Below are 23,139 nucleotides of genomic sequence, written 5' to 3' on the forward strand. Positions count from 1 at the left end.
GCTACAAAAAATCAGCAGTCAAAACGCCCCATGCACCCGCACGACCACGCCCAGAAACACGCAGCCCTCCTCGCACAACAGTGCCGGGTAGCTGCTGTTCAGCGCCTTCAGGTACAGCTGCCCACCCTCTTCGGCCAGCTCACGGAAAATCGCCTGCTTGCCCGGTTGGCGGGCGATGACCAAGCGCCCCGGCTCAGCCTCCACCCCTGGGTCCACCAGCATGCGCATGCCCTGCGGCACGCTGCGGCCACTGGCGGCACTCATCGCATCGTTTTCAACGGTCAGCCAGAACGCCTTGCCTTGGGCCATGTAGTCCGTCTGCTCGTATGCAACAGGCTCCGCCAGCGCCTCTGCACCGAGCTCATCCCAACTCAGTACCGGGTAGCGGAAACACACGATGTATTGCATGAGATCCAGGTCGTCGTCGGCATCATCCACATCATAGATGCCTCGCGCCTCGCCAACCTGCCCCACGATGCGCAGCCGTAAGCTGACATTGTAATGAGGCATGCCAAGCTCGATGAACGTTCGGTTCATCGACTCGATCTTCGGTTGTCGCCGCTTGTTCACCCAATGCCCTACGCTGCCTTGCGACACGCCAACGCGCTCGGCAAGCTGCTCTTGAGTAAGCCCTAGCTCCTCCATCCGGTCACGGACGAGGGCAATCCATTTATCCATATTCATCGCTGGCACGATACGGACTGCCTTCCGGCGCTCAATAAACATTCAGTATTATTTATCAGAAAGCGCGAAAATACTTTAGGTATTAGTATCGACCTGAACCCTTTCCCTATTGGCATTCGCAGGTATCAGGATGAAACCACCGCAAAACGACGAAACAGATCTCGACAGCGAAGCGGCCCGCCGCGCCCTCGACTACTACCTCAACCCCAACCCGACGCGCCCCAGTATCGAGAACAAGATCTGGACGCTCCACGAAGGCGTAACCGGTGAGCAAGCCCAGGAGCACGCCATCGCCCTGCTCCGCTGTGCCGCCGCCACGGCGCAGGAAACCGCTGTCCATCAGCAAGGCACCCAGCGCGAGTTGACCTTCGCATTGATGCACATGATGGACATGGCGCGCGCACTGCTGGAGCACAAACGCACCGCGCAGACGGGTTTGTAGGTAACAAGGAAGGGAGATACGTGATGGCCGGGGTAACGGCAAAGGCCCCGATTGCCGGGACAAGGAAGCGCATCGGTAAAACTATTTTACCGAATTAGCGAAAAATCATTTGACTGGCAAATGATAACGATTATTATTGCACTCAGCTGATCGCGAGATCTGCTGGATAACCTGGAGCTTAGGTCGCTCTCAGATTATCTCCTCATCAGGCTAATCACGGTTTTTGACCCGGCTTTTTGCCGGGTCTTTTTTTTTGCTCTTCAGGCTAATGAAGATCGTGAATGGCCGGCATGATAGCAAAAGTGTGTCAGACCGTGAACGCTCATTACAAAACTTTGCCGAATCAGCACTTGAGAATCAATCTCGTTTCGCCTACGCTGATGAGGCATCAAGGAAGATGCCCCCACACCTCCCCCTTTGAGCAAGGAGCTGTCCATGACACGTCTGCTGCTGCCCCTTGAACACCCAACCCCCACTGCCGAGCACGCTGCCGAAGACGCCCTGCTGCATGCCCTGAAACGCCTGCCCCGACGCGTCCAGCAAGTGTTCCTGCTCAACCGTCTCGACCAACTGGATTTCGCCACCCTCTCTGCCCGGCTTGATTTGCCGTTGAGCAGCATCGAGCGCCATATGAACCAGGCGCTGCAGGCAGGCCGTTCGCGCCTCGATGTGCTGGCGAGCGTTGCCGGGCAATGGTACGTGCGCCTGCAGAGCCCCCACGTGAGCGCGTGCGAGCGCATCGACTTTCGCCGCTGGCTGGATGCCGACCCGGCGAACTTGCAGGCGTTTCACGACACCGAGCTGCGCTGGCGCAGCCTGCTGGCCCCGGCCCGGCAACTTGGCCAGGACGGTTGGTACCGCCAAGGGCGCGCGGCGCTGTCGTTGGGGGGTTGTTCGATTGCAATGGGCCTAGGCGTTGCAGCGTTGCTGCTGTTTGGCTTTTGGGCCTGACCCCTGCTCAGTAACGGGCATCACCCAAACAGCTGCACCATCCCCCACACAGGCACAACCGCCGCCAAGCCGACGGCCAGCCGTGGCCAGTACGGCAGCAGCATCACCAGCAGCATCCCCGACAACGACATCGCGCCCAGCCAGGCCACCGGCCCCATGGCCCACCCCCAGGCTTGAGCGCACAACAGCAGGCTGACCAGCAACGCGAGCCACCCCGCGCCGCGCAACCCCACACGCAGCGCACGTGGGCAGGGCCGCTGCCATACCTGCTTGTAATGCCGTTCCAGGCCCTGGCACAGCCCGAGCATGCCAACGTAGGCGAACAACACGCCACCTGTGACCCACATCATCATGCGCCAGCCTCCACATTGCGCCCAGCTTTGGCCCGGATCGGCGCCGGTACCGCTTTGCCCACCCGCCACGCCACCAGCCCCAGCAAAACGCCCATCACCAAGGCACTAAGTACCACGCCCACGCGCATCGCATCCCCCACGCCGCCCAGTGCGCCCAAGCCGATGCACAGCACGGCCGCCAGCAGCAGTTGCTCGACCCAAGCCCGCCGGGCCGGCCTGACGCCTGCATGCAACAGCGCCAACAACCACACACCGAAGAACGTACGCACTTCCCAGCTTTCCCGTTGCGCCAGCTCGACCGGCAGCACGCGGCTGGCCCACAGCAGAGCCACGCAGGCCAGCAGCAAGCCGCTGATGAAACCGACATTGCACACTTCGGCCACCCGGTACCAGCGCCGCGCCGAAGCCTGGGCCGTACCGTTGGCATACTTGCGCCCACGCTTGACGCAGAACAGCACCAACCCACTGGCGATCATCACGCAACTGACCAGCCCACAGATGAAGTACAACCAGCGCATCGGGTAACCGCCAAACTGCGCGAAGTGCAGGCCCACCATCACCCGCTGGGTCAGGGGGGCCGCGCGCCATTGCGGTACATCGCTGAGCAGCTCGCCACTGACGCCATCGAAGACCATGGCCTGGCCTTTGGCGAGGGCGATGCGGTTGCCCAGCTCGGGGCGGATTTCGATGCGCGCACCGGCCGTGTTGGGGTTGCGGATGTTGAGGCCGCCCAGCGGCCCCAGCCGGGCCTCGGCCTGGGCCAGCAACGGTGCCACATCGACCAGTTGGCCCGGCTGCCTGGCCAGCTGCCGAGGCTGCTCCAGGCGGGCATTGCCCTGGGCATTGAAGTAGGCGCGGCTGTCGCCTTCGAACAGCGCATCGACCCCAGCCGGGATGTAGATGAGCATGAAGATCACCAGACCGGTATAGGTGATCATCAGGTGGAACGGCAGCAACAGCACAGCGCTGGCATTGTGAAAGTCCAGCCACGAACGTTGGCCCTTGTCGGGCCGAAAGGTGAAGAACTCTTTGAAGATTTTCTTGTGGATCACGATACCGGTGACCAGTGCGGCCAGCATCACCAGCGCCAACGCACCGACCACGAAGATGCCCCAGTTGCGCGGCAGGTCGAGGGTGAAATGGAAGCGGAAAAAGAAGTTGCCGCCAACGCTGTCACGCACCTCGATGGCCTCGCCGGTTCGCGGGTCGAGCTGCACGCCACCGCCATGGCGACGGTCGCCGGTGGATACGCGCAACCCCGGCGAACGTTCGGTCGGCAGGCTGATGCCCCAGTTGCCGGCCTGCGGTTCATGGGCCTGCAGGTAGGCAACGGCCCGTCGCGCGGCATCGGCCTGGGAAACCTCGGTAGCCGGGACCTCTGGCTGCATCCAGTGGTCGAGTTCCTTGTCGAACACCGCCAGGGTGCCGGTGACGAAGATGGCAAACAACAGCCAGCCGAAGATCAGCCCGGCCCAGGTATGCAGCCAGGCCATCGATTGTGTGAAGGTATTCTTCATGCCAGCCACCCCAATGCCTGCGGCCAGAAGCCGAGCAATGCCAGCGGTACGGCGAGGGCCAAGGGTGCCCAGGCGCGCACGGCGTCACGGCTGGCAAAGGCCCAGAGGATTGCGCCGGTGTAGAAGACGAACGCTGGCAGGGTCGCGACAATGACTGCGTCGGCGGCCGACAGCGGCAACAACCGGGCCAGGCAGGCACTGGCGGCGTAGCTGAGCGCGTAGCCGCCAAACAATGCGGCCGCGCTGCGAGAGAGGATCTGCAGCCAGGCGGGGGCTTGGATCATCGGGTGTCCCTCAGAGGTCATGATGGGGCGCGAAGCAAGGCCGCGCCTGCGTACAGGAGCGGCCTTGCCGGGGCGCCGGACCGATCGCAAAGGGCCGCACAGCGGCCCCAGGGGTCAGAATGTGATGTTCAACGAGGCAAACACCGCCCGACCCGGTTGGTTATAGGTATTGGCCCCCGAGCTGCTGGCATTGCCACCGCGCAGGATCTGTTTGTCGAACACATTGTTCACCCCCACCCGCACGTCATAGTTGGCGTTGAATTTGTAGCCCGTGCTCACGTCCACCAGCCCGTAGGCTTCCACATCCTGCTGTGCATCCTGGTCGTAGCTTTCCTGGGTGCGGTAGTTGTAGGTCGGCGATTTCTGCTTGCCGAAGTACGTACCCGCGACCTGGAACGACAGCTTGTCGGTGGCGCGCCAGTCGAGGGTGGTATTGACCGTGTACTCCGGGATCACCGACAGCGGTTCGCCAGTCTCGCGGCTGTCGTTGTCGAGCATCCAGGTCAGGTTGGTGTTCCAGTCCAGGGTCGGGGTCAGCTCGATGAAGAAGTTGCCCTCGATACCTTCCACGCGCGCCTCGCCGGCGTTCTCCCACTGGGTCACGCGACGGCCGCTGTTGATGGTGTAGAGCACATCGGTGTCACCGATGATCTTGTTCTTGTAGTCGTTGCGGAAGTAGGTCGCGCTGGTACGCCAGGTGCCACGGTCGTACAGCAGGCCGATCTCCTTGTTGACGCTGATCTCGGGCTTGAGGTCGGCGTTGCCCTGCAGGTAGCAGCCACCGGAGTTGGTCTGCTGCACGCTGCAACCGTTACCCCGGCTGTAGAGCAGGTAATTAGGGTTGGACTGGTACAGGTTCGGCACCTTGTAGGCCCGGGCGATACCGCCCTTGAGCGACAGCGCCTCGGTCAGCTTGTGCGACAGGTTCAGGCTAGGGCTGAAGTTGTCACCGAAGGTTTCATGGTGGTCAAAACGCAGGCCCGGGGTGACGGTGGTGTCGCCAACAATGATGTTGTCTTCGACGAACAGCGCGTAGCTCTTGGCGGTCATCTTCGAGTTGCTGCGATCGAAGCCGCTGATCGCGTCGTTGCCACCGCCGCTCGGGTCGAAACTCTGCGGGCGGAACGAGCCTTGATCGTTCAGCGACTCGTACAGGTACTCTCCCCCCAGGGTCAGCACATGTTCGGTGCTGCCCATGGCGAACGGCAGGTTCACTTCACTGCTCAGGCGTGTATTGCGCAGCCGCGACATGGCCGCGCCGCTGTCGTTGATCGCGCCTTCCGGGCCACCGGCCAGGCCTTCGTTGAGGCGCCAGTTGCGCACGTATTCATAGGCCAGGGTGGTCTTGCTGGTGCCCCAGGTGAAGTCGCCCAGGTGGGTCAGGTCGTAGGTGTTGCGTTGCATCACGTTGGTCTCGTGGCCATACAGGCTGGAGATCAGCTCGACATTGCTGCCACCGTTGCTGTTCATGGTGTCGCCGGCGTAGAGGTTGCCTTGGCGGCTATAGCCGGCGCTGGCTTCGAGGCGGTGCTCGTCGTTGAGCTTCCAGCTCAACAGGCCGTTGATGTCCTTGTTGCGCACGCCTTCGCGGCCAGCCGACAACGCACTGTTGGCATGGCTGGCGTTGATGTCCAGGTCGTCGGCATCGGTCTTGGCCAGGCCACCGTACAGGCGGAACCCAAGGTTTTCGGTGAGCCCGCCGCCCAGGTTGAAGTTGGCGCGGCGGCTGGCACCCTCGGCGCTGTCTTCGGGCATCTGCGTGTACAGGCTGACGCTGCCCTTGAGCTCATCGGTCGGGCGCTTGGTGATGATGTTGACCACCCCACCCATGGCGCCGGAGCCGTAACGCGCCGCCGCCGGCCCGCGCAGGATCTCGATGCGCTCGACCGCTTCAGCCGGCACCCAGTTGGTTTCGCCACGGGTGTCACGGTCGCCGTTCCAGCCGTAGCGCACCGCGTTACGGGCGCTGGAAGGCTTGCCGTCGATGAGGATCAAGGTGTTTTCCGGCCCCATGCCGCGCAGGTCGATCTGCCGGTTGTTGCCGCGCGCACCGCTGGCGCTGTTGCCGGTCAGGTTGACCCCGGGCTCGCGACGGATCAGCTCGGACAGGTCATTGGTCGGAGGGTGACGCTTGATGTCTTCTTCGGTGATGATCGACGAACCCAGTGCCTGCCGCGCCTCGCGCTCGGCGGTGACGAGGGTGTCCTGGATGACCAGGGCATTTTCAGCAGCCGGTACTTCCAGCACTTCACCCGTGCGTTGCTCTTCGGCGTGGGCTACGGTCGCGACCATGGCCGGCGAGGCCAGCGCGACGAACGCCAGGGCCAGGCTGTTGGGTGAGGTTCTGGATTGCATCGGTACATCTCCTGCGGTTCATGAGCGAAAGGCACATCCTTGCCAGGCCGGAGAGCCCTCGCCCACCGCCCTCGCAAACACAATGTGGAGGTCAATAGGGGTGGTAAATATAGTGATTCTCAAATGAGTTTAAATCTTATTTACGAAACTTACATGTTTGTAACGGAACTTTGCTGAAACGCCCGAGCTTGCCCTACTCTGTGGCGGCCTCTTTGGCCCATCGAGACCTTCTGTTCATGCTTGCAGCCGCATTGATTTTCCTGTTCACCCTCACCCTGGTCATCTGGCAACCCAAAGGCCTGGGCGTGGGCTGGAGCGCCACCATCGGCGCGGTGCTCGCCCTGCTGTGCGGGGTGGTCTCGCTGCACGACATCCCTGCGGTCTGGGCCATCATCTGGAATGCCACCGCCACGTTCATCGCCCTCATCATCATCAGCCTGCTGCTGGACGAGGCCGGCTTCTTCGAGTGGGCGGCGCTGCATGTGGCGCGCTGGGCGCGGGGTGACGGGCGCCGCCTGTTCGCCTTCATGGTGTTGCTGGGTGCGGCCGTGTCGGCGCTGTTCGCCAATGACGGCGCGGCGTTGATCCTCACCCCGATCGTCATGTCGATGCTGCTGGCGCTGCGCTTCTCGCCTGCCGCGACTCTGGCCTTCGTCATGGGCGCAGGCTTCATCGCCGACACCGCCAGCCTGCCGCTGGTGGTGTCGAACCTGGTGAACATTGTCTCGGCCGATTACTTCGACCTCGGGTTCAATGCCTATGCCTCGGTCATGGTCCCGGTGAACCTGGTGGCGGTAGCGGCGACCCTGCTGGTATTGAGGCTGTACTTCGGCCGCGACATCCCGCTGCGCTATGCCACCGCCGACCTCAAGCCACCGGCCATGGCCATTCGCGACCGCGCCACCTTTCGGGTCGGTTGGGTTGTGCTGCTGGCCTTGCTTGCCAGCCTGTTCGTGCTTGAGCCTTTGGGCATACCGGTCAGTGCCGTGGCCGCGGCCTGCGCAGTTGTTCTGTTCGCCGTAGCTGCCCGTGGCCATGTGATTGCCACCCGCCGCGTGCTGCGCGAAGCGCCGTGGCAGATCGTGGTGTTTTCGCTGGGGATGTACCTGGTGGTCTACGGCTTGCGCAATGCCGGCATGACCGATGCGCTGGCCAGCGTGCTGAACTGGCTGGCCGGGCATGGGGTGTGGGCTGCGTCGCTGGGTACCGGGCTGATTGCTGCGCTGTTGTCGTCGGTGATGAACAACTTGCCCAGCGTGCTGATCGGCGCGCTGTCGATCCATGCCAGCGAGGCACAGGGTGTCGTGCGTGAGGCGATGATCTATGCCAACGTCATTGGCTGCGACCTGGGGCCGAAGATCACCCCGATCGGCAGCCTGGCCACGCTGTTATGGCTGCATGTGCTGGCGCGCAAAGGGGTCAGCATTGGCTGGGGGTATTACTTCAAGGTCGGGGTACTGCTGACGGTACCGGTGTTGCTGGTGACATTGGCGGCGTTGGCGGTGCGCTTGAGTATTTAGGTGCACCGGCGCTCTATGGGCGCGCGGTTTACCCGCCACAACCCATCCACCTGTGTGGTAAAGCCTGCGCTCATCAGCTCCCGCCGCATCGCCCATTGCGCCGCCGCCGGCACCGCGGCACTGCGCAGCGTGCCCCTGCCCCAGCGCGCATTCACACCGTCGATCACGCTCATCACCCGCTCCGTCTGCAGCGTCTGCGACGGCGTAAACAAGTCGCCGGTGAACTCCCCGCGCCGGCACAACTGCAACAGCAACACCTCTGCCTTGCTGTAGCGAAAGCCCTGCCGATACACCCGGCCCACCGCCTCCAGGGCCATGCGCGTGAGCAGCCGCACGTCATCGGTAGGGTATGGCAACTGCACCGCCACGCCATTGGCATACTTGGCTTCGTCCGGGTTGAACATGCCGGTACGGATGCTGACACGCATCTTGCTCGCCAGTGAGCCCTGGCCGCGTAGCTTCTCCGAGGCGCGCATCACGTAGGTGGCCACTGCTTCCTTGATGGGCGCCAGTTCGGTCAGGCGCTGGCCGAACATACGGCTGCAACAGATTTCCTGGCGTGGCGGATCGATGTCCTGCAGTTGCAGGCACGGCGTGCCGGCCAGTTCGCGCGCGGTCTTTTCCACCACCACGCTGAAGGTCTTGCGCAACAAACCCGGCTCGGCGCGGGACAGGTCCCAGGCCGTGCGGATGCCCAAGCCCTGCAGGTGCGCGGTGAGGCGCTTGCCGATGCCCCAGACCTCTGACACGTCGCACTTCTTCAGCACCCACTCACGATGCGACGCAACCCGCAGGTCGACCACCCCACCGCTATGCACCGCCCAGCGCTTGGCCGCATGGTTGGCCAGCTTGGCCAGGGTCTTGGTACCGGCGATGCCAACGCCCACGGGGATGCCGGTGTGCTTGAGCACCCGCTCACGGATGCAGCGGCCAAGGTAGTCGAGGTCGCCAGGCACGCCGGCCAGGTCCGCGAAGGCTTCGTCGATGGAATACACCTCCAGTGCCGGGACCATGCCTTCGATTACCGTCATCACGCGCTGGCTCATGTCACCGTACAGCGCGTAGTTGGATGAAAAAGCCACTACGCCATGGCGGTGCAGCAGCTCCTTCACCTGATAATACGGCTGGCCCATCTTCACCCACTGCTTGGCCTCGGCGCTGCGGGCGATGATGCAGCCGTCGTTGTTGCTCAGCACGACGATGGGTGTGCGCAACAGATCAGGGCGGAACACACGCTCGCAACTGGCGTAGAAGCTGTTGCAATCGATCAGGGCGAAAACGGGAGAAGGATTCATCGGGCGGCAACACGAATACTGTATTTATATACAGTTAAACACAGCGCTGCGCGGATGCTGCTACCCGCTCATCCGATTTGCATCCTGGGCCAGGGCTCCTACAGTTTCGAACGTAGCCACCAGGCCGAGGCCAGCGATGCGCAGCGTCGAGAAAACCCAGCACATGGCCACCGCCAAGGCCTTGCCGAAGATCCCACGCAGTGTCTGGGCGCTGGGTATCGTGTCGATGTTCATGGACATCTCCTCGGAGATGATCCACGCCCTGCTGCCGCTGTACATGGTGACCGTGCTCGGCACTTCGGTGGTGGCGGTGGGCGTTATCGAAGGCATTGCCGAGGCCACGGCGTCGATCACCAAGGTGTTTTCCGGCGCGCTGAGCGACCGCTTGGGCAAACGCAAGCTGCTGACGGTACTGGGCTATGGCCTGGGCGCGCTGACCAAGCCGGTGTTCCCCTTGGCCTCGGGCCTGGAGTGGCTGATCGGGGCGCGTTTTGTCGACCGCATCGGCAAGGGTATCCGGGGTGCGCCGCGGGATGCGCTGGTGGCGGATGTGACACCGCCCGAGTTGCGCGGCGCTGCGTTCGGCCTGCGCCAGGCCCTGGACACGGTCGGCGCCTTTCTTGGGCCGTTGCTGGCAATCCTGTTGATGTGGCTTACGGCCAGCCATTTCCAGACGGTGTTCTGGGTCGCGGTGATCCCTGCCCTGCTGGCGGTCGGCACCCTCGTGGTGTTCGTGCACGAGCCCGAGGCCACGGCTGCGGCACGGCCTGTGCGCTCCCCCCTGGCCATGCGCGAACTGCTGCGGCTTGGCGCCGGCTACTGGCGGCTGATCGTGCTGGCCATGGTGTTTACCTTGGCGCGCTTCAGTGAGGCTTTTTTGCTGCTGCGCGCCCAGGACATGGGCCTGGCCGCACAGTGGGCGCCGGCGGTGCTGGTGGTGATGGCCCTGGCCTATTCGCTGTCGGCCTACCCCGCCGGTGTACTGTCGGACAGGCTCGGCCGCCGTGGCGTGCTGATGACCGGGCTAGGGCTACTGGTAGCAGCTGACCTGCTGTTGGCCTTGTGGCCGGGGTGGGCCGGGCTGGCCCTCGGGGTGGTGGCGTGGGGGCTGCACCTGGGCTTTACCCAAGGCATCTTTGCCGCGCTGATCGCCGACAGCGCCCCGGCCAACCTGCGCGGTACCGCGTTCGGCCTGTTCCATCTGCTGACCGGAGTTGCGCTGCTGATCGCCAGTGTAGTGGCTGGGCTGATGTGGGACGGGGTCGGGTTCCAGGCTACATTTCTGCTCGGCGCAGTGTGTGCCGGGGTTACCCTTGCAGGGCTTGGCCTGCTGCGCTGAACGGGCTGCGCCGCTATTTCAGGTCATGGCTGCGGACGCTGAACGTCACCACGCCCCAGATCGTCAACTCGTCGCCTTCGAGGATGTACCTCGGCGGGTAACGCGGATTCTCCGAGCGCAACGCCACCTGCCCGCCAATGCGGTGCAGCCGCTTGCACAGCGGCTCGCCATTGACCGCAGCGATCACGATCTGGCCATGCCGCGCTTCGAGGGAGCGGTCGACCAGCACCAGGTCGCCGTCGAAGATCCCGGCGCCCTGCATGCTGTCGCCGTCTATCCTGACCAGATACATGTGCGGGGCGCGCAGGTTGAACAGTTCGTCCAGCGAGATGGGCTGCTCCATGTGATCCGCCGCCGGTGACGGAAAGCCTGCCGGGATACGGAACAGATAACGCGGAACAACACCGCTACCGCAGGTGATGGGGCCCAGGATGGATGTCATGGCACGGCCTTGAAATTAACTGTATATAGATACAGTATCGACCTGCTGAGTATCAGGTCAATTTCGGCGTAGGAAATTTCGACAAGTGGGGGTACATGCCATGTGCGGACGCTTCGCTCAATATCAGGGCCTGGCCGATTACCTGCGTGAACTGGACGCCGAACAGGACGTGATCAGCGGCTACGACAACCTGCCAATCGGACGCTACAACGTTGCCCCCGGCAGCCGGGTGCTGATCCTGCACAATGCCGAGGACGGCCTGCGCATCGACCCTTGCCACTGGGGCTGGGCACCTTTCTGGGCCACTCGCAAACACCCGGCCCCCATCAATGCGCGGGTCGAGACAGTGACCACCGGCAAGTTCTTCAAGGCCCTGTGGCCTCAGGGGCGGGCCTTGGTAATGGCGGATGGTTGGTACGAATGGGTGGCCGACCCGCACGATGCCAAGCGCAAGCAGCCCTACTACATCCGCCTGAAAAGCCGCGCGCCGATGTTCATGGCCGCGTTGGCCGAGGTGCACACGGGGCTGGCGCCCAACGAGGGCGATGGCTTCGTGATCATCACCGCCGCCAGTGATGAGGGAATGGTCGACATCCATGACCGCCGGCCTCTGGTGCTGGGGCCGGCGGACGCGCGCGCGTGGATTGACGCTGATGTGCCGGCCGCACAAGCCGAACGCCTGGCGCGGGAGCGATGCCTGCCGGTGGAGGCGTTCGAGTGGTTTGCGGTGGGCAAGGACGTCGGGAATGTGCGCAACGACGGTGCCGAGTTGATCGTGATGCAGCATACCGAGCACCAGCCCTGACGTCGTCTTGCCGTTATCCGCGTGTGCAATGTCGCTAAACCGGAACCTGCGCCGGGTGCTGCTCCTGCACAGACCACCCCCCATGCCCATCCACTTCCAGGCGGTGGGTGTGGAACGGCGCCAAGGTACTGCGGTGGCCGACACTGACCAGCAAGGTGTCTGGCATTTCGCTGCGCAACAGCGCATACAGCGCATGCTCCAGCCCTTCATCCATTGCCGAGGTGGACTCGTCGAGAAACACCACCTGGGGCTGGTTGAACAGCACGCGGGCAAACGCCAGGCGTTGTTGTTCACCGACCGAGAGTATGTGCGACCAGTCACAACTGACATCCAGGCGCTCGGCAAGGTGGGCCAGGTTGACTTGACGCAAAGCCTGCTGCATGCGCGCTTCGTCCTCGGGCACGCTGGCCGAGGGGTAGGCGATGATGGTGCGCAGGTCACCCAACGGCAGGTATGGCCGCTGCGACAGGAACAACGCCTGGTGCCCCACAGGCCGTTTCACCTCACCTTCGGCGTATGGCCAGAGGCCCGCGAGGGCACGCAACAAGGTGGTTTTACCGCTACCCGACGGCCCTTTGATCAACAGCGCCTGACCGGCACGCAGGCTCAGGGCGAGGTCGGCGATCAGGTGATGGCCATCGGGGCGAAGCACCTGCAAGCGGGTGATATCCAGGGCGTGCGCCTGTTCCTCGGTGTTGACGCGCGGCAGTGAACTGGCCTGCTCGTTGGCATCCAGGAAGCCGGTCAAACGATCGAGGGTGGCACGGTATTGGGCGAACGCATCGTAGGACTCGCGGAAGAAAGACAACGAATCCTGCACTTGGCCAAATGCCTGGGAGGTCTGCATGACGTCACCCAGCTTGATCGCGCCACTGAAGAAGCGCGGCGCCTGGAGGATGAACGGGAACACCACGGCGACCTGGCTGATGCCCAGGTTGAAGCCGCTGAACTTGAGGTTTCGGAAGACCAATGCCCACGCGTTGACGATCAATGCGCCAAAGCGGCCCATCAACGTGCCCCGCTCGACCTTCGCGCCCTGGTAAAAGGCAATGTTCTCGGCGTTTTCGCGCAGACGCATCAGGGCGTAACGGAAGTTGGCGGTGAGTTTTTCGTTGAGGAAATTCAGGCGAATCAGCGGGCGCCCGAGACGAAAGGCGATCCAGGTGGCGACGATCACATACAGGTACACGGCAAAGACCATCGCCCGTGGTACCTCGTACCCCGCCACTTCAAGCGGCGCCGACAACCCCCAGAGGATGCCAGTGAAGGCCACCAGCGAGACCAGCGCGCTGACCGCGCCGAGCGCAAGCGACACCGAGTTGGTGACGAACGCATTTACGTCCAGCTCGATACGCTGGTCAGGGTTATCTACCGGCTCGGCGAGGAACTGGCTACGGTAATAGGCATCGCCATGCATCCAGTCGCGGGTCAGCCGCTCGGTGAGCCAGACTCGCCATTGGATGCTGAAAGCCTGTGTCACGTAGAACGTGAACAGCGAGCGCAATACGTGAATGGTCGCCAGCACCGCAAATACCCCAAGGAGGTACCAGAAGGCATTCTGGTCGAGGCCTTGCAGGGCGCTGTAGAACCCGTTGTACCAGAACGAGAACAGCACGTTCAGGCGCACCGAGAACAGTGTCAGCACCAGTAGCAAGGCAAACACCAACAACGGCCGCCAGCTGCGCCTGAAGCTGAAGTACGACCCGGCAAGCTGCCAGAATTGGCTGCCCCAGCGTGTGCAACGTACTGCCAGTGTGGCGGCTGCGGTGAAGCAGACCAAGGTGATGAACGAGGCAATTGCAAGCCAGCTCAGACTCTCTTGCAGGGCCTGGTGCCAGTTCATTTCCATGATGGGTATCCATGCTGAGTATTTACGCGAGGGTAGCACTACCCCGCGATTGATCAGGCATAGATGACGCAGATTTCATTATCGGGTGCCCGGCGGCGCGATAGATAGTGCAAGCCGGAAAAGACAAAACCCCTACCTGCTTGCGCAGATAGGGGTTTTGCGAAATGAATCTTGACGATGACCTACTCTCACATGGGGAGACCCCACACTACCATCGGCGATGCATCGTTTCACTACTGAGTTCGGGATGGGATCAGGTGGTTCCAATGCTCTATGGTCGTCAAGAAATTCTGTTGCCAGAACGTCCAGATGGACAGCCTAGCGAATTCGGATATGTGATTTGTGATGGGCATTCGAACTTTCGGTTCGTGTGTCTTCACCACCGCAATCTGCATGAGCAAATTGCTTGGGTGTTATATGGTCAAGCCTCACGGGCAATTAGTATTGGTTAGCTCAACGCCTCACAGCGCTTACACACCCAACCTATCAACGTCGTAGTCTTCGACAGCCCTTTAGGGGATTCTAGATCCCAGTGAGATCTCATCTTGAGGCAAGTTTCCCGCTTAGATGCTTTCAGCGGTTATCTCTTCCGAACATAGCTACCCGGCAATGCCACTGGCGTGACAACCGGAACACCAGAGGTTCGTCCACTCCGGTCCTCTCGTACTAGGAGCAGCCCCTCTCAAATCTCAAACGTCCACGGCAGATAGGGACCGAACTGTCTCACGACGTTCTAAACCCAGCTCGCGTACCACTTTAAATGGCGAACAGCCATACCCTTGGGACCGGCTTCAGCCCCAGGATGTGATGAGCCGACATCGAGGTGCCAAACACCGCCGTCGATATGAACTCTTGGGCGGTATCAGCCTGTTATCCCCGGAGTACCTTTTATCCGTTGAGCGATGGCCCTTCCATACAGAACCACCGGATCACTAAGACCTACTTTCGTACCTGCTCGACGTGTTTGTCTCGCAGTCAAGCGCGCTTTTGCCTTTATACTCTACGACCGATTTCCGACCGGTCTGAGCGCACCTTCGTACTCCTCCGTTACTCTTTGGGAGGAGACCGCCCCAGTCAAACTACCCACCATACACTGTCCTCGATCCGGATAACGGACCTGAGTTAGAACCTCAAAGTTGCCAGGGTGGTATTTCAAGGATGGCTCCATGAGAACTGGCGTCCCCACTTCAAAGCCTCCCACCTATCCTACACAAGCAAATTCAAAGTCCAGTGCAAAGCTATAGTAAAGGTTCACGGGGTCTTTCCGTCTAGCCGCGGATACACTGCATCTTCACAGCGATTTCAATTTCACTGAGTCTCGGGTGGAGACAGCGCCGCCATCGTTACGCCATTCGTGCAGGTCGGAACTTACCCGACAAGGAATTTCGCTACCTTAGGACCGTTATAGTTACGGCCGCCGTTTACCGGGGCTTCGATCAAGAGCTTCGCTTGCGCTAACCCCATCAATTAACCTTCCGGCACCGGGCAGGCGTCACACCCTATACGTCCACTTTCGTGTTTGCAGAGTGCTGTGTTTTTAATAAACAGTCGCAGCGGCCTGGTATCTTCGACCGGCATGGGCTTACGGAGCAAGTCCTTAACCCTCGCCGGCGCACCTTCTCCCGAAGTTACGGTGCCATTTTGCCTAGTTCCTTCACCCGAGTTCTCTCAAGCGCCTTGGTATTCTCTACCTAACCACCTGTGTCGGTTTGGGGTACGGTTCCCAGTTATCTGAAGCTTAGGAGCTTTTCTTGGAAGCATGGCATCAACCACTTCGTCGCCTAATGGCAACTCGTCATCAGCTCTCGGCCTTGAAATCCCGGATTTGCCTAAGATTTCAGCCTACCACCTTAAACTTGGACAACCAACGCCAAGCTGGCCTAGCCTTCTCCGTCCCTCCATCGCAATAACTGCAAGTACAGGAATATTAACCTGTTTTCCATCGACTACGCTTTTCAGCCTCGCCTTAGGGACCGACTAACCCTGCGTCGATTAACGTTGCGCAGGAAACCTTGGTCTTTCGGCGTGGGAGTTTTTCACTCCCATTGTCGTTACTCATGTCAGCATTCGCACTTCTGATACCTCCAGCAAGCTTCTCAACTCACCTTCACAGGCTTACAGAACGCTCCTCTACCGCATCATCCTAAGATGATACCCGTAGCTTCGGTGCATGGTTTGAGCCCCGTTACATCTTCCGCGCAGGCCGACTCGACTAGTGAGCTATTACGCTTTCTTTAAAGGGTGGCTGCTTCTAAGCCAACCTCCTAGCTGTCTAAGCCTTCCCACATCGTTTCCCACTTAACCATGACTTTGGGACCTTAGCTGACGGTCTGGGTTGTTTCCCTTTTCACGACGGACGTTAGCACCCGCCGTGTGTCTCCCATGCTCGGCACTTGTAGGTATTCGGAGTTTGCATCGGTTTGGTAAGTCGGGATGACCCCCTAGCCGAAACAGTGCTCTACCCCCTACAGTGATACATGAGGCGCTACCTAAATAGCTTTCGAGGAGAACCAGCTATCTCCGAGCTTGATTAGCCTTTCACTCCGATCCACAGGTCATCCGCTAACTTTTCAACGGTAGTCGGTTCGGTCCTCCAGTCAGTGTTACCTAACCTTCAACCTGCCCATGGATAGATCGCCCGGTTTCGGGTCTATACCCAGCGACTAAACGCCCTATTAAGACTCGCTTTCGCTACGCCTCCCCTATTCGGTTAAGCTCGCCACTGAATATAAGTCGCTGACCCATTATACAAAAGGTACGCAGTCACCTAACAAAGTAGGCTCCCACTGCTTGTACGCATACGGTTTCAGGATCTATTTCACTCCCCTCTCCGGGGTTCTTTTCGCCTTTCCCTCACGGTACTAGTTCACTATCGGTCAGTCAGTAGTATTTAGCCTTGGAGGATGGTCCCCCCATATTCAGACAAAGTTTCTCGTGCTCCGTCCTACTCGATTTCATTGATAAGAGATTTTCGTGTACGGGGCTATCACCCACTATGGCCGCACTTTCCAGAGCGTTCCACTAATCTCAAACCAACTTAAGGGCTGGTCCCCGTTCGCTCGCCACTACTAAGGGAATCTCGGTTGATTTCTTTTCCTCAGGGTACTTAGATGTTTCAGTTCCCCTGGTTCGCCTCTTGCACCTATGTATTCAGTACAAGATACTCAGCTTATGCTGAGTGGGTTCCCCCATTCAGAGATCTCTGGATCACAGTCTGTTTGCCGACTCCCCAAAGCTTATCGCAGGCTACCACGTCTTTCATCGCCTCTGACTGCCAAGGCATCCACCGTATGCGCTTCTTCACTTGACCATATAACCCCAAGCAATCTGGTTATACTGTGAAGACGACATTCGCCGAAAATTCGCATGCTGCTCGATTAAGAGCAAATCACAAATTTTACCTTAGCCTGATCCACTACCAGTGAAAGTAGTGTTCAGTCTATTTCTATCACATATCCGAATTTTTAAAGAACGATCTGACAAAAGCCAGAAATCAACATTCGACGCGAATGCTCATTTCTGAGTTTGATCAAGGTACTGCAAGAGTGGTGGAGCCAAGCGGGATCGAACCGCTGACCTCCTGCGTGCAAGGCAGGCGCTCTCCCAGCTGAGCTATGGCCCCGCATATTGGTAGGTCTGGGCAGATTTGAACTGCCGACCTCACCCTTATCAGGGGTGCGCTCTAACCAACTGAGCTACAGACCTATATAGGGTCTTGATCGTCTTCACATATGAATCAAGCAATTCGTGTGGGAGCTCATCAGCAGGCTGATGTCGTCGATTAAGGAGGTGATCCAGCCGCAGGTTCCCCTACGGCTACCTTGTTACGACTTCACCCCAGTCATGAATCACACCGTGGTAACCGTCCTCCCGAAGGTTAGACTAGCTACTTCTGGTGCAACCCACTCCCATGGTGTGACGGGCGGTGTGTACAAGGCCCGGGAACGTATTCACCGCGACATTCTGATTCGCGATTACTAGCGATTCCGACTTCACGCAGTCGAGTTGCAGACTGCGATCCGGACTACGATCGGTTTTGTGAGATTAGCTCCACCTCGCGGCTTGGCAACCCTCTGTACCGACCATTGTAGCACGTGTGTAGCCCAGGCCGTAAGGGCCATGATGACTTGACGTCATCCCCACCTTCCTCCGGTTTGTCACCGGCAGTCTCCTTAGAGTGCCCACCATAACGTGCTGGTAACTAAGGACAAGGGTTGCGCTCGTTACGGGACTTAACCCAACATCTCACGACACGAGCTGACGACAGCCATGCAGCACCTGTGTCAGAGTTCCCGAAGGCACCAATCCATCTCTGGAAAGTTCTCTGCATGTCAAGGCCTGGTAAGGTTCTTCGCGTTGCTTCGAATTAAACCACATGCTCCACCGCTTGTGCGGGCCCCCGTCAATTCATTTGAGTTTTAACCTTGCGGCCGTACTCCCCAGGCGGTCAACTTAATGCGTTAGCTGCGCCACTAAAATCTCAAGGATTCCAACGGCTAGTTGACATCGTTTACGGCGTGGACTACCAGGGTATCTAATCCTGTTTGCTCCCCACGCTTTCGCACCTCAGTGTCAGTATCAGTCCAGGTGGTCGCCTTCGCCACTGGTGTTCCTTCCTATATCTACGCATTTCACCGCTACACAGGAAATTCCACCACCCTCTACCGTACTCTAGCTTGCCAGTTTTGGATGCAGTTCCCAGGTTGAGCCCGGGGCTTTCACATTCAACTTAACAAACCACCTACGCGCGCTTTACGCCCAGTAATTCCGATTAACGCTTGCACCCTCTGTATTACCGCGGCTGCTGGCACAGAGTTAGCCGGTGCTTATTCTGTCGGTAACGTCAAAACAGCAAGGTATTCGCTTACTGCCCTTCCTCCCAACTTAAAGTGCTTTACAATCCGAAGACCTTCTTCACACACGCGGCATGGCTGGATCAGGCTTTCGCCCATTGTCCAATATTCCCCACTGCTGCCTCCCGTAGGAGTCTGGACCGTGTCTCAGTTCCAGTGTGACTGATCATCCTCTCAGACCAGTTACGGATCGTCGCCTTGGTGAGCCATTACCCCACCAACTAGCTAATCCGACCTAGGCTCATCTGATAGCGCAAGGCCCGAAGGTCCCCTGCTTTCTCCCGTAGGACGTATGCGGTATTAGCGTTCCTTTCGAAACGTTGTCCCCCACTACCAGGCAGATTCCTAGGCATTACTCACCCGTCCGCCGCTGAATCGAAGAGCAAGCTCTTCTCATCCGCTCGACTTGCATGTGTTAGGCCTGCCGCCAGCGTTCAATCTGAGCCATGATCAAACTCTTCAGTTCAATACTGCTTGGGTTTTTAAGAAACCCTAAACTTGGCTCAGCAATCTCAAATGACTATGTGATTTCTCGCATGGTCACTTGTGATGCTGATAATCTTTGTGACTATCAGTCCATACTCACAAGCACCCACACGAATTGCTTGATTCAATTTGTTAAAGAGCGGTTGGTTAAGAGCTTTTCGTCTCAACCGAGGCGCGCATTCTACGCTCTCCTCATTTGCTGTCAAGCGTTTATTTTGAAGTTTTTTGCGAGAAACTCGTTTAGCTTCAAACACTTGACTCGCTGCGATCTCTCGTAGCGGGAGGCGAATCATACAGCGTTTAGAAGCGCTGTCAACCACCATCTTAACCGCTGACGATCTTTCGATCGGAGCCCTTCAAACTTCGTCTTGACTATTTAACCCTTTGAAACTCAAGGAGTTTTTCGTTCCGACTACGCTGGAAGTGGGGCGCATTATAAGGGGATTCGAAACCGCGTCAACCCTTAATTTCAAGAAAGTGACATATAGAGGGAAAAAGACCGCATCAAGGCTGACAGGTGCCCGCCATTACCCTTTCGGCGCCTATGAGATCGAGCGCCGCCCGCGCGGCGCATCGCGAGCGAGCTCGCTCCTACATTTGTTTCGGGCCAGTTATTCCTGAGGGATTGGCGCGCGGCCCTCACCCTTACACTCAATAACCCATTGCCCCGCAGCCCCACAAGTGCGCACTATAGTGCACACCCACGCCTGCTCAAGGATCGCCGCACATAAATGAACACCCAAGCCCGCAGCCTGGCCGCCACGCTCTTCCCTATTGGCCTGCTGCTTATCGCCATGGCATCGATACAATCCGGTGCGTCACTGGCCAAAAGCATGTTCCCTATCATCGGCGCTCAGGGCACCACAGCGCTGCGCCTGATCTTCGCCAGCATCATCATGCTGCTGATCCTGCGCCCGTGGCGTGTCCGCATGACCGCCAACACCCTGCGCAATGTCATCATCTATGGCATGGCACTCGGCGGCATGAACTTCCTCTTCTATATGTCTCTGCAGACGGTACCTATCGGCATTGCCGTGGCACTGGAATTCACGGGGCCCCTGGCCGTGGCGATCTGCTCTTCGCGCCGCCCGATCGACTTCCTCTGGATCGCCCTGGCGATTGCTGGCTTGTTGCTGTTGCTGCCGGCAGGCGATGGTGGGCAAGCACTTGACCCGGTGGGCGCCGCCTACGCATTGGGGGCAGGCGTGTGCTGGGCGCTGTATATCCTCTTTGGCCAACGCGCCGGCGCCGAGCACGGCATCCAGAGCGCCGCACTCGGGGTAGTCGTCGCCGCCCTGTTCGTTGCCCCTATCGGCGTAATCCACGCCGGCAGCGCATTGCTCACCCCAGCCGTAATCCCGATGGCCTTGGCTGTCGCGGTACTGTCCACCGCCCTGCCCTACAGCCTGGAAATGGTCGCCCTGACACGCATGCCTGCACGCACCTTCGGCACGCTGATGAGTATCGAACCGGCCTTTGGCGCGCTGTCTGGCCTGCTGTTTCTCGGCGAAGTACTCAGTACCACCCAATGGCTGGCAATTCTGGCAATCATCGTCGCGTCGGTAGGCACCACGCTGTCCATGCGACAGACGCCCACCCCACCCGTCGCCGCCGACTGATATGAGAAATATTTTCATTTGTGACGGGAATAGTGATTGTAGCGGCCCGTCTCGCTGATTAAGCTGTCACAGCTTCAACATCTTTACGCTATCTACTGGACCGAACACGGACGCTGGGGAAACTTCAGGAAGAACCAAAGCGATAACGACAGGGCCAGACGGCTACTCCGCCCTGCATTTAAGGACAGGAATGAAACGTATTTTGCTCATCCTGGCCATCTTGGCTATTGCTGGATGTGCCGCCACGGCCAAGACTGAGGTCAAAAGGGGTAAGAAAGGCCTGCATATCAATTGTTCCGGCCTTTCCTCGTCGTGGGACAACTGCTACAGCAAGGCCGCGACATCCTGCAGTACACGTGGCTACAAGGTCATTGCGCGCTCGGGCGATACCGACGAAGAAGCAGGCGACTACCTGTTCGGCATCAACCCGGCTGGCTATACCAGCCGCAGCATGATCGTCATCTGCAAGTGATGACCACACGCAATTGAAAAGGGCAGCGCGAACGCTGCCCTTTTTATTTGCCGGCCATCACAGCGACGCGGTGCGCGCCTGCAGCCAGGCCAGGGCCTCGCCTTTCAACAAAGGCGCAAGGCGCTCACGCACCATTGCGTGGTAATCGTTCAGCCAGGCCAGCTCTTCCCTGGAGAGCAACTCGGGCAACAGGCAACGCGTGTCGATCGGGCAAAGCGTCAAGGTCTCGAAATTCAGGAAGTCACCAAAAGCACTCTTGCCCGCTTCACGACTGACCACCAGGTTCTCGATACGAACGCCCCACTCGCGCGGCCGGTAGGTGCCTGGCTCGATTGAGCTGATCATGCCCGCCTGCATCGCAGTCTGCGGCGTGGCTGCCGCCTGATAGGCGATTACTTGTGGCCCCTCGTGCACGTTCATGAAGTAGCCCACCCCATGACCGGTGCCGTGGCCATAGTCCACTTGATCAGCCCAGATCGGTGCCCGGGCAATGGCATCGAGCAGTGGCGAGAGGATCCCGCGCGGGAAGGTGGCCCGCGACAATGCAATCATACCCTTGAGCACGCGCGTGCAATCCTGCTTCTGCTCAAGCGTCGGGTTGCCCACCGGCACCATCCGAGTAATGTCGGTGGTACCGCCCAGGTACTGCCCACCCGAATCGATCAGCAGCAAGCCGTCACCTTCGAGCGTGGCATGGGACTGCTCGGTGGCGCGGTAATGAGGCATCGCACCATTGCCGTTGAAGGCCGCGATGGTCGAGAAGCTCAACGACACGAAGTCGGGGCGTCGGGCACGCGCGGCGCTCAGTTGCTCATCGACCGTCAACTCGGTAATGACCTCCCGGCCCAGGTTTGCGTCCAGCCAGGCGAAGAACTCGCACAAGGCGGCGCCATCCTGCTCCATGACCCGGCGAACGTGCACAAGGTCCTCCTCACGCTTGCACGACTTGCTCAGGGTAGTGGGGTTGACCCCCTCGACCAGTTCCACTCCAGGGCTCAGGTTTTCCAGCAGGCCGCAAGTGACTCGCGCCGGGTCGAGCAACAGCCGGCTCCCTGAGGGCACCGCACCCAGGGCCTGACCTATATCGGCGTAGTCACGCACCTCAATGCCGTCTACCGCCAACACATGGCGCAGATGATCATCGACTTTGTCGCGCCCCACGAACACAGTCGCCTGCTGCTGGCTGATCAGGGCGAACGAGACAAATACCGGGTTGTACGACACATCACTGCCGCGCAAGTTGAACAGCCAGGCAATGTCATCCAGGGTAGCGATGAAGTGCCAGTCGGCGCCCTTGGCCTTCAGGCTGTCGCGCAATTGGGCGAGTTTGTCCGCCCGACTCTGCGTCGCATGTGGCGGCAAGTACTGATAGACGGGGTTGCTTGGCAACGCCGGGCGCCCCTGCCAAACCTTGCCGAGCAGGTCCTTGTCAGTCACCAACCTTACCTCGCGGGCCTTCAGGCGCTCGCCCAACAGCCGCGCCGACGCCAGGGCCATGACGGCACCGTCCACGGCAACGGCCCCCTTCGGCGCGATGTGCTCACCCAGCCACTCCAGCGCGCCCGGCTTGCCTGGCAGCAGCTTCATCAGTTCGATGCCGCTGCCGGCCAGCTCGTTTTCGGCCTGCTCCCAGTAGCGGCTGTCGACCCAGAGCCCGGCAAAGCCCGCCGTGACCACCAGCGTGCCGACAGAGCCGTGGAAACCGGACAACCATTGGCGCCCCTGCCAGAAGCCGGGCAGGTATTCGGAAAGATGGGGATCGGCCGATGGCACCAGCAGCGCATCGATGCCCTCTGCGGCCATTGCCTGGCGCACCTGCATCAGGCGCTCCGGCACACTCTGCTCAATCGTGGTCTGAACGTTCATGCGCACT

At 59.9% G+C, this 23,139-nt stretch carries 16 protein-coding genes, 2 tRNA genes and 3 rRNA genes; 7 read left to right on the plus strand and 14 right to left on the minus strand.

Annotated elements, in window-relative coordinates; all coding sequences use genetic code 11:
* Positions 1–18 precede the first annotated feature (18 nt).
* Positions 19–726, minus strand: coding sequence for a LexA family transcriptional regulator (locus DJ563_RS12305; RefSeq protein ID WP_033696676.1), 708 nt, complete (start codon positions 724–726; stop codon positions 19–21).
* 88 nt (positions 727–814) lie between these two features.
* Between DJ563_RS12305 and DJ563_RS12310 the strand changes: the two genes are divergently transcribed.
* Together DJ563_RS12310 and DJ563_RS12315 are read left to right on the plus strand one after the other, a co-directional pair.
* Positions 815–1,126, plus strand: coding sequence for a DUF6124 family protein (locus DJ563_RS12310; RefSeq protein WP_434519607.1), 312 nt, complete (start codon positions 815–817; stop codon positions 1,124–1,126).
* A gap of 435 nt (positions 1,127–1,561) precedes the next feature.
* Entirely contained in the window at positions 1,562–2,077 is a 516-nt protein-coding gene (locus DJ563_RS12315) for a DUF4880 domain-containing protein (RefSeq protein ID WP_186661587.1), read from the plus strand.
* Positions 2,078–2,097: 20 nt separating this feature from the next.
* Here the strand turns inward: DJ563_RS12315 and DJ563_RS12320 are convergent, their stop codons facing one another.
* The 4 genes from DJ563_RS12320 to DJ563_RS12335 form a co-directional block, all read right to left on the minus strand.
* Positions 2,098–2,430: a DUF3325 domain-containing protein gene (locus DJ563_RS12320; RefSeq protein WP_047583942.1), complete on the minus strand. Its 333-nt coding sequence runs from the start codon at positions 2,428–2,430 to the stop codon at positions 2,098–2,100.
* Positions 2,427–3,947: a PepSY-associated TM helix domain-containing protein gene (locus DJ563_RS12325; protein WP_434519608.1), complete on the minus strand. Its 1,521-nt coding sequence runs from the start codon at positions 3,945–3,947 to the stop codon at positions 2,427–2,429. Before DJ563_RS12325 ends, DJ563_RS12320 begins: the two co-directional genes overlap by 4 nt.
* A complete protein-coding gene (locus tag DJ563_RS12330) occupies positions 3,944–4,231 on the minus strand; it encodes an iron transporter (RefSeq protein ID WP_274100493.1) in 288 nt (95 codons plus the stop codon). Before DJ563_RS12330 ends, DJ563_RS12325 begins: the two co-directional genes overlap by 4 nt.
* Before the next feature lie 114 nt (positions 4,232–4,345).
* Positions 4,346–6,586, minus strand: a complete 2,241-nt coding sequence (locus DJ563_RS12335; RefSeq protein ID WP_274100492.1) for a TonB-dependent siderophore receptor — start codon at positions 6,584–6,586, stop codon at positions 4,346–4,348.
* A 236-nt stretch (positions 6,587–6,822) separates the two neighbouring features.
* On the opposite strand from DJ563_RS12335, the gene DJ563_RS12340 reads away from it, so the two are divergent.
* Complete coding sequence (locus DJ563_RS12340) at positions 6,823–8,106, plus strand: arsenic transporter (RefSeq protein ID WP_434519609.1); 1,284 nt, start codon at positions 6,823–6,825, stop codon at positions 8,104–8,106.
* Here DJ563_RS12340 and DJ563_RS12345 read toward each other — a convergent pair.
* On the minus strand, positions 8,103–9,401 hold the full coding sequence (locus DJ563_RS12345) for a Y-family DNA polymerase (RefSeq protein WP_434519610.1): 1,299 nt from the start codon (positions 9,399–9,401) through the stop codon (positions 8,103–8,105). The two genes, DJ563_RS12340 and DJ563_RS12345, sit on opposite strands and share 4 nt — an antisense overlap.
* Before the next feature lie 136 nt (positions 9,402–9,537).
* On the opposite strand from DJ563_RS12345, the gene DJ563_RS12350 reads away from it, so the two are divergent.
* Positions 9,538–10,740 (plus strand): MFS transporter, encoded by a 1,203-nt coding sequence (locus DJ563_RS12350; RefSeq protein WP_274100446.1) that lies wholly within the window; start codon positions 9,538–9,540, stop codon positions 10,738–10,740.
* 13 nt (positions 10,741–10,753) lie between these two features.
* Here DJ563_RS12350 and DJ563_RS12355 read toward each other — a convergent pair whose 3' ends face one another.
* The gene (locus DJ563_RS12355) at positions 10,754–11,182 is read right to left on the minus strand and encodes a LexA family protein (RefSeq protein ID WP_033696667.1); all 429 of its coding nucleotides are present in this window, start codon (positions 11,180–11,182) and stop codon (positions 10,754–10,756) included.
* 100 nt (positions 11,183–11,282) lie between these two features.
* On the opposite strand from DJ563_RS12355, the gene DJ563_RS12360 reads away from it, so the two are divergent.
* Entirely contained in the window at positions 11,283–11,987 is a 705-nt protein-coding gene (locus tag DJ563_RS12360; protein ID WP_274100447.1) for an SOS response-associated peptidase family protein, read from the plus strand.
* A 34-nt stretch (positions 11,988–12,021) separates the two neighbouring features.
* Here DJ563_RS12360 and DJ563_RS12365 read toward each other — a convergent pair whose 3' ends face one another.
* From DJ563_RS12365 to DJ563_RS12390, 6 genes are all read right to left on the minus strand, one after another.
* Positions 12,022–13,836: an ABC transporter ATP-binding protein/permease gene (locus DJ563_RS12365; RefSeq protein ID WP_434519611.1), complete on the minus strand. Its 1,815-nt coding sequence runs from the start codon at positions 13,834–13,836 to the stop codon at positions 12,022–12,024.
* Positions 13,837–14,005: 169 nt separating this feature from the next.
* Positions 14,006–14,121: ribosomal RNA gene (gene rrf / locus DJ563_RS12370) — 5S ribosomal RNA — on the minus strand.
* Between the two features lie 132 nt (positions 14,122–14,253).
* Positions 14,254–17,146 (minus strand): 23S ribosomal RNA (locus DJ563_RS12375).
* A 236-nt stretch (positions 17,147–17,382) separates the two neighbouring features.
* Positions 17,383–17,458, minus strand: a tRNA-Ala gene (locus DJ563_RS12380).
* Positions 17,459–17,464: 6 nt separating this feature from the next.
* A tRNA-Ile gene (locus DJ563_RS12385) sits at positions 17,465–17,541 on the minus strand.
* 77 nt (positions 17,542–17,618) lie between these two features.
* Positions 17,619–19,155 (minus strand): 16S ribosomal RNA (locus DJ563_RS12390).
* Together the 16S, 23S and 5S rRNA genes with 2 tRNA genes alongside form the textbook arrangement of a ribosomal RNA operon.
* A gap of 751 nt (positions 19,156–19,906) precedes the next feature.
* Here DJ563_RS12390 and rhtA point away from each other — a divergent pair.
* A complete protein-coding gene (rhtA, locus tag DJ563_RS12395) occupies positions 19,907–20,794 on the plus strand; it encodes a threonine/homoserine exporter RhtA (protein WP_047583911.1) in 888 nt (295 codons plus the stop codon).
* Between the two features lie 190 nt (positions 20,795–20,984).
* Positions 20,985–21,266 (plus strand): hypothetical protein, encoded by a 282-nt coding sequence (locus DJ563_RS12400; protein WP_274098168.1) that lies wholly within the window; start codon positions 20,985–20,987, stop codon positions 21,264–21,266.
* Positions 21,267–21,323: 57 nt separating this feature from the next.
* Here the strand turns inward: DJ563_RS12400 and DJ563_RS12405 are convergent, their stop codons facing one another.
* Positions 21,324–23,132 carry an aminopeptidase P family protein gene (locus DJ563_RS12405; RefSeq protein WP_434519612.1) on the minus strand — a complete coding sequence of 603 codons (1,809 nt, stop codon included), beginning with the start codon at positions 23,130–23,132 and terminating at the stop codon, positions 21,324–21,326.
* Between the last annotated feature and the right edge of the window lie 7 nt (positions 23,133–23,139).

This window comes from Pseudomonas sp. NFX1, from assembly GCF_051123555.1.
GTDB lineage: Bacteria > Pseudomonadota > Gammaproteobacteria > Pseudomonadales > Pseudomonadaceae > Aquipseudomonas > Aquipseudomonas capeferrum.

Excerpts from the sequence above, each read along its gene's own strand:
- DJ563_RS12305 (WP_033696676.1), bottom strand. The coding sequence starts at position 726 with ATGTTTATTGAGCGCCGGAAGGCAGTCCGTATCGTGCCAGCGATGAAT.
- DJ563_RS12310 (WP_434519607.1), top strand. The coding sequence starts at position 815 with ATGAAACCACCGCAAAACGACGAAACAGATCTCGACAGCGAAGCGGCC.
- DJ563_RS12315 (WP_186661587.1), top strand. The coding sequence starts at position 1,562 with ATGACACGTCTGCTGCTGCCCCTTGAACACCCAACCCCCACTGCCGAG.
- DJ563_RS12320 (WP_047583942.1), bottom strand. The coding sequence starts at position 2,430 with ATGATGATGTGGGTCACAGGTGGCGTGTTGTTCGCCTACGTTGGCATG.
- DJ563_RS12325 (WP_434519608.1), bottom strand. The coding sequence starts at position 3,947 with ATGAAGAATACCTTCACACAATCGATGGCCTGGCTGCATACCTGGGCC.
- DJ563_RS12330 (WP_274100493.1), bottom strand. The coding sequence starts at position 4,231 with ATGATCCAAGCCCCCGCCTGGCTGCAGATCCTCTCTCGCAGCGCGGCC.
- DJ563_RS12335 (WP_274100492.1), bottom strand. The coding sequence starts at position 6,586 with ATGCAATCCAGAACCTCACCCAACAGCCTGGCCCTGGCGTTCGTCGCG.
- DJ563_RS12340 (WP_434519609.1), top strand. The coding sequence starts at position 6,823 with ATGCTTGCAGCCGCATTGATTTTCCTGTTCACCCTCACCCTGGTCATC.
- DJ563_RS12345 (WP_434519610.1), bottom strand. The coding sequence starts at position 9,401 with ATGAATCCTTCTCCCGTTTTCGCCCTGATCGATTGCAACAGCTTCTAC.
- DJ563_RS12350 (WP_274100446.1), top strand. The coding sequence starts at position 9,538 with ATGCGCAGCGTCGAGAAAACCCAGCACATGGCCACCGCCAAGGCCTTG.
- DJ563_RS12355 (WP_033696667.1), bottom strand. The coding sequence starts at position 11,182 with ATGACATCCATCCTGGGCCCCATCACCTGCGGTAGCGGTGTTGTTCCG.
- DJ563_RS12360 (WP_274100447.1), top strand. The coding sequence starts at position 11,283 with ATGTGCGGACGCTTCGCTCAATATCAGGGCCTGGCCGATTACCTGCGT.
- DJ563_RS12365 (WP_434519611.1), bottom strand. The coding sequence starts at position 13,836 with ATGGAAATGAACTGGCACCAGGCCCTGCAAGAGAGTCTGAGCTGGCTT.
- rhtA (WP_047583911.1), top strand. The coding sequence starts at position 19,907 with ATGAACACCCAAGCCCGCAGCCTGGCCGCCACGCTCTTCCCTATTGGC.
- DJ563_RS12400 (WP_274098168.1), top strand. The coding sequence starts at position 20,985 with ATGAAACGTATTTTGCTCATCCTGGCCATCTTGGCTATTGCTGGATGT.
- DJ563_RS12405 (WP_434519612.1), bottom strand. The coding sequence starts at position 23,132 with ATGAACGTTCAGACCACGATTGAGCAGAGTGTGCCGGAGCGCCTGATG.